The organism is Streptomyces sp. NPDC007189 (genome assembly GCF_040703635.1).
GTDB lineage: Bacteria > Actinomycetota > Actinomycetes > Streptomycetales > Streptomycetaceae > Streptomyces.
This window is the reverse complement of the sequence record NZ_JBEYEY010000001.1, coordinates 308,314-321,139: the sequence shown is the minus strand read 5'-3', so window position 1 is coordinate 321,139 and position 12,826 is coordinate 308,314. Positions and strand designations below refer to the sequence as shown.

Annotated in this window: 11 protein-coding genes; 6 read left to right on the top strand and 5 right to left on the bottom strand. The window is 70.9% G+C overall.

Translation table 11 applies throughout. The annotated features are described in order from the left end of the window. The first annotated feature begins 296 nt into the window (after positions 1-296). Positions 297-2,261, top strand: coding sequence for a calcium-binding protein (locus tag AB0950_RS01485; RefSeq protein WP_366777549.1), 1,965 nt, complete (start codon positions 297-299; stop codon positions 2,259-2,261). A 376-nt stretch (positions 2,262-2,637) separates the two neighbouring features. Then, positions 2,638-3,465: a hypothetical protein gene (locus AB0950_RS01480; protein ID WP_366777548.1), complete on the top strand. Its 828-nt coding sequence runs from the start codon at positions 2,638-2,640 to the stop codon at positions 3,463-3,465. Between the two features lie 296 nt (positions 3,466-3,761). Here AB0950_RS01480 and AB0950_RS01475 read toward each other — a convergent pair whose 3' ends face one another. After that, complete coding sequence (locus AB0950_RS01475) at positions 3,762-4,379, bottom strand: tetratricopeptide repeat protein (protein WP_366777547.1); 618 nt, start codon at positions 4,377-4,379, stop codon at positions 3,762-3,764. A 222-nt stretch (positions 4,380-4,601) separates the two neighbouring features. Here AB0950_RS01475 and AB0950_RS01470 point away from each other — a divergent pair, with 222 nt between their 5' ends. Then, positions 4,602-5,726, top strand: a complete 1,125-nt coding sequence (locus tag AB0950_RS01470; RefSeq protein ID WP_366777545.1) for a glycosyltransferase — start codon at positions 4,602-4,604, stop codon at positions 5,724-5,726. Positions 5,727-5,804: 78 nt separating this feature from the next. Here AB0950_RS01470 and AB0950_RS01465 read toward each other — a convergent pair whose 3' ends face one another. Beyond that, entirely contained in the window at positions 5,805-6,353 is a 549-nt protein-coding gene (locus tag AB0950_RS01465; protein ID WP_360574930.1) for a tetratricopeptide repeat protein, read from the bottom strand. 239 nt (positions 6,354-6,592) lie between these two features. On the opposite strand from AB0950_RS01465, the gene AB0950_RS01460 reads away from it, so the two are divergent. After that, a complete protein-coding gene (locus AB0950_RS01460) occupies positions 6,593-6,769 on the top strand; it encodes a hypothetical protein (RefSeq protein ID WP_360159846.1) in 177 nt (58 codons plus the stop codon). Between the two features lie 104 nt (positions 6,770-6,873). Here the strand turns inward: AB0950_RS01460 and AB0950_RS01455 are convergent, their stop codons facing one another. Together AB0950_RS01455 and AB0950_RS01450 are read right to left on the bottom strand one after the other, a co-directional pair. Beyond that, complete coding sequence (locus tag AB0950_RS01455; RefSeq protein WP_366777543.1) at positions 6,874-7,317, bottom strand: hypothetical protein; 444 nt, start codon at positions 7,315-7,317, stop codon at positions 6,874-6,876. 99 nt (positions 7,318-7,416) lie between these two features. Then, the gene (locus AB0950_RS01450) at positions 7,417-8,628 is read right to left on the bottom strand and encodes a pyridoxal phosphate-dependent aminotransferase (protein WP_360574928.1); all 1,212 of its coding nucleotides are present in this window, start codon (positions 8,626-8,628) and stop codon (positions 7,417-7,419) included. Positions 8,629-8,845: 217 nt separating this feature from the next. Here AB0950_RS01450 and AB0950_RS01445 point away from each other — a divergent pair, with 217 nt between their 5' ends. Both AB0950_RS01445 and AB0950_RS01440 read left to right on the top strand, forming a co-directional pair. Then, positions 8,846-9,994, top strand: a complete 1,149-nt coding sequence (locus AB0950_RS01445; protein ID WP_366777541.1) for a hypothetical protein — start codon at positions 8,846-8,848, stop codon at positions 9,992-9,994. Positions 9,995-10,378: 384 nt separating this feature from the next. Then, entirely contained in the window at positions 10,379-11,212 is an 834-nt protein-coding gene (locus AB0950_RS01440) for a serine protease (RefSeq protein ID WP_366777540.1), read from the top strand. On the opposite strand, the gene AB0950_RS01435 is transcribed toward AB0950_RS01440, so the two are convergent. Then, positions 11,209-12,819, bottom strand: coding sequence for a D-aminoacylase (locus AB0950_RS01435; protein ID WP_366777539.1), 1,611 nt, complete (start codon positions 12,817-12,819; stop codon positions 11,209-11,211). The two genes, AB0950_RS01440 and AB0950_RS01435, sit on opposite strands and share 4 nt — an antisense overlap. Between the last annotated feature and the right edge of the window lie 7 nt (positions 12,820-12,826).

The window sequence follows — 12,826 nt, the reverse complement described above, 5'->3', positions numbered from 1 at the left end:
AACAGGGTCTCGAACGAGAGATCCCGCAAGACCCCACGGCCGGCCGCCGTGCCCTGACCAGCGATCGTCACGGCCGGCCGTGGACACACCCACCGGGGCCCCGCACAACGGCGTGCGGGGCCCCGGTCGTTGGCCGTGTCTCACCCGCGCGGGTGGATCCCCGCGGCCGGTCGGCCCAAGCCTGGTGTGGGCGGCCGGCCGGTGTGCGAGGGGCCGAGAGGCTGTGGCCCATGCTCACACCTCATGTTCGATCGTTCACGTCCTGTGTTCGATCACGCGCGGCCCGGGCCGGTGCGGTGGCGGCCACCGTCCTGGCGCTCGTACTGGCCCTGTCCGGCACCGCGTTCGCCGCGCCCGGCGACCTGGACCCCGGCTTCGGCGGCGACGGCACCGTCCTCACCGACTTCGGCGGCACCGACTCCGCCAACGACGTGGCCGTGCAGTCCGACGGCAGGATCGTCTCCGTCGGTTCCTCCGCCGACCCGTCGGGAACGGAGAGCGACTTCGCGCTCAGCCGCCACAACTCCGACGGCACCCTGGACACCAGCTTCGGCGGCGACGGCAGGGTCACGACCCCCATCAACAACATGATCCCGTCCGACCAGCTCCAGTGGAGCGAGGCGCACGCCGTGGCGCTGCAGCCCGACGGCAAGATCGTGGTGGCGGGCGGCAGTTGGCGGGGGTACGACGACTGCTGCTGGTTCACGGTCGCCCGGTACAACCCGGACGGCACGCTGGACCCGAGCTTCGGCGGCGGCGACGGCAGGGTGTTCACCGACTTCGGCGACCCCGAAGAGGCCGAGGACGTGGCGGTCCAGCCCGACGGCAAGATCGTCGCCGCGGGCTATGTCGGAGGCGATGCCGCGGTGGCCCGCTACAACCCCGACGGCAGCCTGGACACGACCTTCAGCGGTGACGGCATGGTCACCACGCGTCTGGGATCCTCACCGGAGGAGGGCGGCGACGCGCGCGCCCTGGTCCTGCAGCCCGACGGAAAGATCGTCATCGCGGGCGAGGTCGGGACGACCCGGTTCGACTTCGTACTCGTCCGCTACACCAGCGGCGGCAGCCTCGACACCGGGTTCGGCAGCAACGGCATCCAGCGCACCGACTTCGGAGACTACGACTCGGCGGAGGCGCTGGCGGTCCAGTCCGACGGCAAGATCGTCGCGGCCGGCGGGGGCGGCGGCGGTGTCGCGGTGGCCCGTTACAACACCAACGGCACCCTGGACCCGAGCTTCGACGGCAACGGCCTGGTCGTCACGCCCGGTGCGAGCGGCCAGGACATGAAGCTGCAGAGCGACGGGCGGATCGTCGTCGCAGGCAGCGGGCCCGGCGGCTTCAAGGTCCTGCGGTACGACACCAACGGCAGCCTGGACACCGGCTTCGGCACCGGCGGTCAGGTGACCACGGGCTTCGGCGGCAGCGACGCGGCCCACGGCGTGGCGCTGCAGTCCGACGGGAAGATCGTCGCCGCCGGTCAGGGCGGCCCGGACAGCGACTTCGCGCTGGCCCGCTACCAGGGCGGCGGCGGCACCCCGCCGCCCCCGCCGAGCGCGGACCTGTCGGTCACCAAGACGGGCCCGTCCTCCGTCACCCTGGGCGACCGGGCCACGTACACCGTGCGCGTGACCAACGTGAGCGGCTCGACCGCGTCGGCCACCGGTGTCACGCTGAGCGACTCGCTCTCCGGAGCGGGCGCGACCGTGGTGTCGGCCGTGCCCAGCCAGGGCGGCTGCACCGCCACCGCCACCGGCGCCACCTGCTCCCTAGGCACGCTGGCTCCGGGCGCCAGTGCCACGGTCACGGTGGTCGCCGAACCCCGCACCACCGGCACGCTGACCAACACCGCCTCGGTCCGCGCCAACGAGACCGACCCGGCGACCGGAAACAACACGGCCACGGCGAGCAGCGGCGTCAACAACTCCCGGGGCTGCACGATCGTCGGCACCAGTGGCGCCGACACCCTCAACGGCACGTTCGGCAACGACGTGATCTGCGGACTGGGAGGCAACGACACCATCCGCGGCAACGGCGGCTCCGACATCGTCTACGGCGACTACGGCAACGACAACATCGACGGCGGCGACGGCAACGACACGCTGTACGGCGGCCCCGGCAACGACGTGGTGAACGGCTCCTACGGCAACGACCGGGTCATCACCACCGACGGCGTCTCCGCCAACGACACGGCCAACGGCGGCCCCGGCTTCGACTCCTGCACCACCGACCCGGGCGACACCCGCATCAGCTGCCCCTGAGAACCGGGCCCGGCGAAGCCTGAGACTGCCGGCTCCGCCGGGCCTGTCCAGCATGTGGTGAGGGGATGCCTCCCACAATGCCCTCCCTCGACACCCTGACGCATATCGCAGAAGCCGGTGTGAAATCAGACGCTCGGCTTTTGGGTGCCTTGGGCGAACAATTTAACGCCGCGCGGGTGATCCTTGGCGAACCGCACGGAGATATTCGTATTCCTTCATGCGTAGAGGTGCACATTGTTGTCGTCCGCGGCCGACGCTGCGAGACACGCAAGCGGAGAAGCACTCCCCGTGTGCCCGCCTGCGGTCTTTCCGCTCACTTCCAGGGAAGGTTCCCTTGAACCGTAGAACGTTCAGAAATTCGCGCCTGAGGTCCGCCATGATGGTCGGCACCGGCGCGCTCACCGTTGCCCTCAACGTCCTGCCGGGCACAGTGGCCGCCGCCCAGGGTATGCAGCGCCAAGGCGCCGTCGGTGCCGCGGAGATGCAGGGGCCGCGCCGCGGTCTCGGTGATGCCATCGCCGACGCGATCGACAGGGTCGCCGACGAAAGCCTCGCCTCGATGTACGGCGACTACGGCCCCGGCCCCGGCGACCAGGGCAACAAGGGCGACGACGACCACGGCAAGGGCGACGATCACGGCAAGTTCGACGACCACGGCAAGGACGACGACCACGGCAAGGGCGACGACCACGGCAAGGGCGATCACGAAAAGCCCTGCAAGTGCCACGGCGCCACGGGCGCGACGGGTGCCACCGGTGCGACGGGTGCCACCGGCGCGACGGGTCCCACTGGTCCTGGCGGTACCGGCTCGGTAGGCGCGACTGGCGCGACAGGTGCGACGGGTGCCACCGGCGCGACGGGTCCCACTGGTCCTGGCGGTACCGGCTCGGTGGGCCCGACGGGCGCGACAGGTGGCACCGGTGCCACGGGAGCCACTGGCGCCACGGGAGCCACTGGCGCCACGGGAGCCACTGGCGCCACCGGCACGGTCGCTACCACCTACGTCAACACTGCCACCGCCAACCGCACGGCGACGGCCACGTGCAACACCGGTGACTTCGCCACCGGCGGTGGTTTCTCGACCAACGCAGGCGCCATGCGCGACAGCTTCCCGGTCGGTAACCCGCCCAATGCCTGGACGGCCACTACCACGGCCAATCAGCCGATCACCTCTTATGTGGTCTGCGTCCACCCGACGCCGTAAAACCACACGCGGGCAGCGGTGCCCCGGGGCCCTCGGTCTCGGGGCACCGCCCGTATGGTTGCCGGGCTGTCGACCTGCTACTGCACGGCGGCCCACTTCGGAGGCCGGCTGGCATCGGCGGCGGGACCGGGCAGACCAGAGACAAATGCTCGGCCAGGCCCGCAGGTGTCCTTCACCGAGGGCCTGGCCGCCGCGGCAGCCGCCGCCGTGACCGGTACGGGTTTACAGCCGACCGTCGCAGCATGCGGCGCACTCTCCCACATCGAGACGAGGTGGGACTTCAGGCATTCGTGCGATCACTGCTCACCCGAAGTCGCTGCCCCCCTCACCGAATCCCGGAACGCCTCCGGCACCTGGGCCAGCATGCGGTGGTCGGCCGCGACCGCCTGCCGGAATGCCTTCTTCGCCTCGGCATCGCGGTGCTCCTTCGCCAACAGCGTGCCGAGCTGCAACTGCATCACCGCCGACTTCGGGGCGGTGGCGACGGCGCGCTCGAGCAGTTCGATGGCTTGGTCCGGCTCGCTCGCCGTGACCATGTTCGCCTCGCTGTAGAGGGCGGACACGAACGAGGGGTCGGTCTTGAGCGCCTTGTCGAAGTTGGCGCGGGCCTCGGCCGTGCGGCCGTTCTGCTGCGCGATGAGCCCCAGGCGGTACCAGGCGTCCTTGTTCCGCGGGTCGATTTCCAGCACGCGCCGGTAGCTCTTGGCCGCGCCGGCGAGATCCTGTTGCGCCTGGCTCTGCAGACCTGACTGCAGGAGCGCGCCGGTGTCGGTGTCTTTGCTCTGCCGGGGCGCTGTCGCGGCCTTGGACTCCGATGGATCGGCCGACGGGGAATGGAAAGCCCAAACCGTCACCCCGATCGCGGCCGTCGCGGCGCCGGCGAGCCCTGCCCACAATCTCTTGTGTTTCACCATGTCACATCTCGTGGAATAGTCGAGGACGGATGATTGGATTTCTCGGATGGCGGACACAGACGTTACGAGTTCGCTCCGAGGGCGCCACCATCAGCCAGGCACTCGGGTGTCGTAAACCACCCGTATGCACGAGTCGAAAACGGCTTCTCGGATCAGCCTCTTTGCCTGGCGCGAAACAGATGGATAGCGTCCCTATTCGGTTGTGTGCCGCTACCGAGTGGGATGGGACCCGTGAAACCAACGGTCTGTCTGAACATGATCGTCAAGGATGAAGCCCCGGTGATCCGGCGGTGCCTGGAATCCATGCGACCCCTGATCGACACCTGGGTCATCGTGGACACCGGCTCCACCGACGGCACCCAGGACGTCATCCGCGAGGTCTACCGTGATCTGCCCGGCGAACTGTACGAACGGCCCTGGAAGGGGTACGACGGCAGCCGGACCGAGGCGATCGAACTCGCCCGCGACCGCGCGGACTACTTGTTCTTCATCGACGCCGACGACGTGATGGAGACGGAGCCCGGTTTCCGTATGCCGGAGCTGACCGAAGACGCCTACCGAGTCGACATCCACTACGGGGGCAGCGTCTACTGGCGCCCCGCCCTGGTCGCGACGCGGCTGCCCTGGCGGTACGTCGGCGTACTCCACGAGTACGTGGACTGCGGCGGGCCCTTCAGCCTCGGCAATCTCGAAGGCGCCCGCATGGTCATCCTGGGCGGCGGGGGGCGCCAGAGGAACGAGGGCCTGCGGGACAAGTACCTGCGCGATGCGAAGATCCTCGAGGACGGGCTGGCCAAGGAGCCCGGCAACGCGCGTTATGCCTTCTACCTCGCCCAGAGCTGGCGCGACGCGGGTGAGCTGGAGAAGGCGCTCGAAGCCTACGACCGTCGGGCGACCATGGCGGGCTGGGACCATGAGACCTTCTGCGCCCACCTCGCTGCCGCCCGGGCCGCGGAAGCGCTCGGCCGGCCGCCGGGCGAGGTGATGGACCGTTACCTGCGGGCCCATGAGAGCCTGCCCTCGCGCGTCGAGGCCTTGGCCGAACTCGCGCGGTGGTGCCGTGTCAACGGCCAACGCTGGCCCCTCGCCTACATGTTCGCGCGGCAGGCGGTACGGATCCCGCAGCCGGCCCATGGTCTGTTCGTCGAGTCCCACTGGTACGACTGGCAGGCGCTGGACGAACTCGCGGTGTCCGCTTACTGGGTGGGCGAGTACGCGGAGTCCAAGGACTGCTGCGAACGCCTCCTGGCGAGCGGCAAGCTGCCCGAGGAACACCGTGAGCGCGTGATGAAGAACCTCGAGCTCGCGGAGCAGCATCTGAAACCGAGCGAGCTCGTGGGAGTCTGAAACGCCCGAGACGGCGGCAGCCTCGCTGCCGCCGTCGGCGTCATCCTGATCCCCTCGGGGAGCTCGGCTCCTGTCCGCTCAACTCCCGCGCACAGAGTCCCTGAACGCGCGCGGCACTTGGGAGAGCAGGGAAGGGTCGATCGCGACGGCCCGGCGGAATTCCTGCACCGCCTTGTGGTCGCTGTCCTTTCGCGACCAGATGAGCCCGAGATGGTAGTGCGCGGCGGCGGCCTTCGGGTCGGCGGCCGCGGTGCGTTCCAGAAGTGCCGCGGCCTGGTCGGGCTCGGTGTGCTCCAGGAGCAGCGCCTGGTTGTACAGAGCCGGTGCGAACGCCGGATCGATCGTCAGGGTCTTTTCATAGGCCCGACGGGCATCGGCCGTGTCACCGACTTCCTGCGCGGCGACTCCCAGGTTGAACCAGGCGAACTTGTTCTCCGGCTGCAGATGAAGCACGCGCGCGTACGAGCGGGCGGCTCCCTTGGGATCGTGGCCCCTGTCCTGGAGCATGCCCTTCTGCAACAGGGAGTCGGCTTGTTGTTGCACCGTCATCGGGGCCTTGGCGTCCCAGGGCGTGCCCAGCCGGGTTGCAACCGCCCAGGAGGTCAGACCTGTGGCAACCACGGCCACACCGAAGAGTCCTGCCAGCAATGGCCTGTGTTTCACGCTGTCCGACGTTACGAGGAAGTCGTGAGGCCATCGCCGCTTGGCGGGTCTGTGGGTGCGCGGTCCACCCGAATGTACGCAGTCTGTGCGGGACGGTGAGCAGCGGGTAACCGGGACCGGTTCGCGCAGCACGACGCTCGCCCGGCGGGATCGGGTCGGTCCACGCGGGTACCCGGTGTTCACGGCTGAAGGAGGGATGGCGGATGGCAGGCGGCGATGACTTCTACTCCCAGGACCGTCCGGAGAATCCGCAGATGGCGGAGGACCGCCCCCGCGGCGGCGGCCCCGAGAGCAGGCCGAGAACCGGGCACCGGCATACATGGGTGTGGTGGCTGGTCCTGGCGGTGGTGATCCTGATCCTCTTCTTCATCTTCATCTGAGGATCAGGAGGAGATTCAGGAGGAGATCAGGGGGCTGTATGGCGCCCGGTCCGCGCGTCGCTGGGGTGCACGCGGACCGGGGCCGATCCGGGGACCCCGCGGGGTCAGGCGGTGGTGCTCAGTTCCTTCGGTTCCGCCGGCCCGGTGTGCTCCGGCTCGGCCAGTGCTCCGGCGTGCGCGTCCATCCGTTCGGCCGCGAGGATCGCCGCCGCCGTGTCCGCACGCGAGGCGGCGACCACCAGCGCGCGGCCGGCGAGCGCGTGCGCACGCTGGTGCAGTGCCAGGGGGTCGCCGGCGGCGGACGGCGCCGCCCGCAGCGGGCCGTGCCCGCCGCGGAGCCGGCCGACCTGCTCGGAGAGTCGCTCGGCGGCGGTGTCGAGGTCGTGCGACGGAGTCAGTCCGCGCAGCTCGTCGGTCACGGTCAGCAGCGCGGCGAGGTGCCCGGCGAGCTGGATGTCCAGCTCCTCCTCGCGCGACCGGTGGGGGAACTCGGAGGCGGAGCCGGCCCTCGTGCTGTGGACCGACTTGGTGCGGATCGGCTCGTACATGGGGGATGGCCTCCTGTGCTCTGACAGGAAGCCATCCTACCTTGGATTTCGTCTAAAGTTGAGTCGGGTCACGGACAGGAGCCTCCGGGACCCTCTCCGCTACGGCTGGCTGTAGCCGTCCAGGAAGTTCCCGATCCTGGTGATCGCGTCCCGGAGGTCGCCGACCGTCGGCAGGGTCACCACCCGGAAGTGGTCCGGCTCGGGCCAGTTGAAGCCCGTGCCCTGGACGACCATGATCTTCTCCCGGCGCAGCAGGTCGAGGACCATCTGCCGGTCGTCCTTGATCTTGAAGACCTGCGGGTCCAGCCGCGGGAAGAGGTACAGCGCGCCCTTCGGCCGTACGCAGCTCACGCCCGGGATCTGCGTCAGCAGCTCGTACGCGGTGTCCAGCTGCTCCTTCAGCCGCCCGCCCGGCAGCACCAGGTCCTTGATCGACTGGCGTCCGCTGAGGGCCGCGACAACCCCGTGCTGCCCCGGCATGTTGGCGCACAGCCGCATGTTCGCCAGAATCGTCAGGCCCTCGATGTAGGAGTCGGCGTGCGCACGCGGGCCGGAGATCGACATCCAGCCGACCCGGTAGCCGGCCACCCGGTACGCCTTCGACATGCCGTTGAACGTGAGGGTGAGCAGATCGGGGGCGATCTTCGCGGTCGGGGTGTGCGTGGCGCCGTCGTAGAGGATCTTGTCGTAGATCTCGTCCGAGCAGACCAGCAGGTTGTGGCGGCGGGCGATGTCGGTCAGACCCTTGAGCATCGCCTCGTCGTACACCGCGCCCGTGGGGTTGTTCGGGTTGATGATGACGATGGCCTTGGTGCGGTCGGTGACCTTGCGCTCGATGTCGGCCAGGTCCGGCATCCAGTCCGACTGCTCGTCGCAGCGGTAGTGCACGGCCGTACCGCCGGAGAGGGAGACGGCGGCCGTCCACAGCGGGTAGTCCGGGGCCGGTACGAGGACCTCGTCGCCGTCGTCCAGCAGGCCCTGCATCGCCATCACGATCAGCTCGGAGACGCCGTTGCCGATGAAGACGTGCTCGACGTCCGTCTCGATGCCGAGGGTCTGGTTGTGCATGACGACCGCGCGGCGGGCGGCCAGCAGGCCCTTCGCGTCGCCGTAACCGTGCGCGGAGGACACGTTCCGGAGGATGTCCTCCAGGATCTCCGGTGGGCACTCGAAGCCGAAGGCGGCCGGGTTGCCGGTGTTGAGCTTGAGGATGCGGTGACCCGCCGCCTCAAGCCGCATGGCCTCCTCGAGAACCGGGCCCCGGATCTCGTAACAGACGTTGGCGAGCTTGGTCGACTGGATCACCTGCATGCCCGCGAGCTTACGGCCCGGTAACGGCTCGTGGCTCGTGTTTTCCGACACGTGAGACACGGCGAATTGTCCGGATATCGCCGACGGCTGTCTCAGGAGCCACTTGCGTCCCTAAAATGCGGTGCCGCTCCGCCGCGCCGGCCCTGGCCGTACGGCGGGGTCGCCCGGGGGCGGGCCTGGTGGCGGCGTGTGCACAGCGAGGCGGAGTGGGGCGGGGATGCACGAAGAGACGGGCATGGACGGCGGACACGCACCGGGCGACGCGCCCCGCACTCCGCCGAACGGGTACACCCCGAACACACCGGCCCCGGTTCCGCCGAATGTGTACGACGCCGAGGCGACACGGATGGTGCCGGGGTCGGCGGGGCACGGCTCGTGGGCCCCGGTCCACACCGCCGACGTCCCGGCTCCGTCGAACGGGTACGACGCCCAGCCGACCCAGGTTCTGCCGGGCGCGGGGCGCCGCTCGTCGGCCGCGGTCCACACCGCCGACGTCCCGGCTGCGCCGAACGATCACACTGTCGAGTCGTCGGTCGCGATGCCGTCGAACGGGTACGACTCCGGGCCGACCCAGGTTCTGCCGGGCGCGGGGCGCGGCTCGTCGGCCGCGGTCCACACCGCCGACGTGCCGGCTTCGTCGAACGATCACACTGTCGAGTCGTCGGTCGCGATGCCGTCGAACGGGTGCGACGCCGAGCCCACCCAGGTCCTCCCCGGCGCGGGGCACGCTTCGGTGGTCTCCGCTCCGCCGAACGTGTATCTCCCTCAGGTCTCCGCCGCTCCGACATACGACGAGTACGCCGACCCCGCCGCCGCCCACGGCTGGGTCAGCGCCTACGACCAGACCGGCGAGCTGCCCCGGCCGGCCGAGCCGGGGCCGCCGGGTGACGGGCGGGCCGCGCGGCGGCGTGCCGAGCGGGGCACGGGCGGCCGTCGCCGGGTGGTGGCCGTGGCGGGGGCGCTGGGCGTGGCCGGTGCGGTCGCGGTGATCGCCGTCATGGCGGGCGGCTCGGATTCACCCGCGCCGGACGGCTCCGGCCCGGCGCGCGGCGGACGCGTGACCGTCGGCGACTCCAGCACCCCGAGCGGCAGCGCGGACGCCGGTTCCCCGGCCGCCGCTGCCCCGACCTCGGCGGCCGGCGTCTCCGCGGGCCCGGCGTCCTCGTCGTCCTCGTCGTCCACGTCGTCTCCGTCGTCCACGTCTTCGGGCGACCGCGGGTCCCAGTCGCCTACGGCCGGCGGTCCGACCGCCACGACCTCCGCCTCGGCTCCGGCGGCGTCCAGCGCGCCCGCGCCCAGTCCGACGACCTCCTTGACCGCGTTCCCCGGCCGGGGGCACGGCCGCGGTGGCAAGCACGGTCAGTGACGGCGGGGCGGTGACGCGTTCCGGCCGACAAGGTCTGACCTGGCCGTGTGAGGTGCCGGCCCGCCCGCCGTACGCACCGCGGCCGGACGCGGGGGAACTGCCCGCCCCCCAGGCGCAACGCCGAGGGGCCTCGCCGCCGGGCGCCCTCGCCGATGACCCCCTGTCGGCACCGTCGTGGCGAAACCCAGGAAGCAGCCCGGTCCTTCTCCGGCTACGCACCCAAAAGCCGCCCCCACAAGCCAGTTCCCCCACAGAGGGAAACCCCTACGCCCCGCCCCGCCTCCTTGTCCCCACCCCCCTCCCGTGCTGACAATGCGCATGACAAACGACGAGCGGGCGGCCGGAAGATCTTCGGTCGCCCACGTCGTAAGAGGGGACCCCCACATGAACAAGCCTCTCCTTGCCGCGCTCTCCTCACTGGCCTTGGCCGGGCTGGGCGCCGCCCCCGCGGTCGCCGCGCCGCACGCGGACAGGCCCGCCGCGGTGACCGTCTCCTACGCCGGTACCGTCGCGCTCAGCAACTGCTCCGGCTCGGTGATCCGCTTCCCCGGTTCCGCCGACACCGACCCCGCGCTCGTGCTCACCAACGGCCACTGCCTGGAGACCGGCTTTCCCAGCCCCGGCGAAGTCATCACCGGCCAGTCCTCCAGCCGTAGCTTCGGCCTGCTGAACGCCTCCGGCAGCAGGGTCGCCACCCTGCGCGCCAACCAGGTCGTCTACTCGACCATGACGGACACGGACGTCACCCTCTACCGGCTGACCACCACCTACGCGCAGATCAAGAGCGCGTACGGGATCAGCCCGCTCACCGTGAACGACACCCACCCCGCCGCCGGCACCGCCATCAAGGTGGTCTCCGGCTACTGGAAGCGGACCTACAGCTGCAGCGTCGACGGGTTCGTGTACCGGCTGAAGGAGGGCGGCTGGACCTGGAAGGACTCCGTCCGCTACACCTCCGCCTGCGACACGATCGGCGGCACCTCGGGCTCCCCGGTCATCGACACCAATACCGGCAAGGTCGTCGCTGTCAACAACACCGGCAACGAGGACGGCGAGCGCTGCACCGAGAACAACCCGTGCGAGGTGGACGAGAGCGGCAACGTCACCGTCCGCCAGGGCATCAACTACGCCGAGGAGATCTACCAGATCCCCGCCTGCTTCACCACCGGCAACAAGCTGGACCTGAGCGCCGCCGGCTGCACCCTGCCCAAGCCCTAGCGGACGCCCGGGCGGACGGACCGGCCCGCGAGCACGTCCGTCCGCTTGCCGTCCTCGATGGCGAACCGGCCGTCGACCAGGACGTACGGGATGCCGGTGGGCAGCCGGCGCGGCTCGGCGAAGGTCGCGCCGGGCGCCACCGTCTGCGGGTCGAACAGCACCAGGTCGGCCCGGTACCCCTCGCGCACCAGCCCCCGGTCCGGCAGCCGCAGCCGGGCCGCGGGCCGGGAGGTGAGGTGGGCGACGCACTCCTCCAGGGACAGGATCCCCAAGTCCCGTACGTAGTGGCCCAGATAGCGCGGGAAGGTGCCGTAGGCGCGCGGGTGCGGTTTGGCGCCGCGGAGGATGCCGTCGGAGCCGCCGGTGTGGGTGCGGTGCCGCATGATCGCGCGGACGTTGTCCTCGTGGCCGACGTGCTGGAGGACCGTCGTACCGAGCCGGTCCTCGACCAGCAGCCGGCGGGCGGTCTCCCAGGGCGCCTCGCCGCGCAGCCCGGCCGCTTCCCGGACGGTACGGCCCACCAGGTCGCCCAGCGCCGGATCGGTGACCCCGGAGATCTCGACCGTCTCCCACTCCACCGGCACGCCGTGGCAGCCGTCCGAGCCGGTGACCTCCAGCTCGTGCCGGATCCGCGCGGCCGTCGCCGGGTCGGTGAGCCGGGCCAGGACCTCCTCGGGGCCGCCCTCGCTCGCCCAGCTCGGCAGCAGCGCGGCCAGGGTGGTGCAGCCGGGGGTGTAGGGGTAGGTGTCGAGGGTGATGTCCGCGCCCGCGTCGAGGGCCTCGTCCAGCAGGGCCAGCAGCTCCGGCGCCCGGCCCTCGTTCACGCCGAAGTTCAGCGTCGCGTGGGTCAGGTGCAGCGGACAGCCGGCCTCCCGGGCGAGGGCGATCATGCCGGCGTACGCCTCGAGGGCCCCGGCGCCGTAGGAGCGGTGGTGCGGGCAGTAGTAGCCGCCGTACGCCGCCACCACCCGGCACAGCTCGGTCAGTTCGGCGTCCGCGGCGTACATGCCCGGCGGGTACGTCAGCCCCGAGGACAGTCCGACCGCGCCCTGCTCCATCCCCTCCGCGACCAGCCGCCGCATCCGGTCCAGCTCCCCGGGTGTGGCCGGGCGGTCCTCCCAGCCGACGACGAGCGCGCGGACCGTGCCCTGGGGGACGAGGTAGGCCGCGTTCACGGCGATGCCCCGGTCGAGCCGGTCCAGGTACTCGCCGACCGACCGCCAGTCGATCTCGACGTCGTAGCCGTACCCGTTCCACCCGGTGATCGCCCGCCGCACCTGCTCCAGCGTGCGGTCGTCCACCGGCGCGTACGACAGCCCGTCCTGGCCGACGACCTCGAGTGTGACGCCCTGCGCGGCCTTCGCGCTGTGGTCGGGGTCGCGCAGCAGGGCGAGGTCGGAGTGGGCGTGCATGTCGATGAAGCCGGGGCAGAGGACCAGGCCCTCCGCGTCCACTTCCCGCATGGCGCGCGGGCGCTGGCAGCCGGCCGCGGCGGCCTCCTTGACGATCGAGACGATCCGGCCGCCGTCGACCACCACATCGGCCCGGTACGACGGCTCGCCGCTGCCGTCGACGACGTCGGCGTCCCGGATGACGAGTTGCTCCACGGCCGGT

Bases quoted from the DNA above. Each gene is read 5' to 3' on its own strand.
- AB0950_RS01480 (WP_366777548.1), top strand. From the start codon at position 2,638: ATGATGGTCGGCACCGGCGCGCTCACCGTTGCCCTCAACGTCCTGCCG.
- AB0950_RS01475 (WP_366777547.1), bottom strand. From the start codon at position 4,379: ATGGTGAAACACAAGAGATTGTGGGCAGGGCTCGCCGGCGCCGCGACG.
- AB0950_RS01470 (WP_366777545.1), top strand. From the start codon at position 4,602: ATGGGACCCGTGAAACCAACGGTCTGTCTGAACATGATCGTCAAGGAT.
- AB0950_RS01460 (WP_360159846.1), top strand. From the start codon at position 6,593: ATGGCAGGCGGCGATGACTTCTACTCCCAGGACCGTCCGGAGAATCCG.
- AB0950_RS01455 (WP_366777543.1), bottom strand. From the start codon at position 7,317: ATGTACGAGCCGATCCGCACCAAGTCGGTCCACAGCACGAGGGCCGGC.
- AB0950_RS01450 (WP_360574928.1), bottom strand. From the start codon at position 8,628: ATGCAGGTGATCCAGTCGACCAAGCTCGCCAACGTCTGTTACGAGATC.
- AB0950_RS01445 (WP_366777541.1), top strand. From the start codon at position 8,846: ATGCACGAAGAGACGGGCATGGACGGCGGACACGCACCGGGCGACGCG.
- AB0950_RS01440 (WP_366777540.1), top strand. From the start codon at position 10,379: ATGAACAAGCCTCTCCTTGCCGCGCTCTCCTCACTGGCCTTGGCCGGG.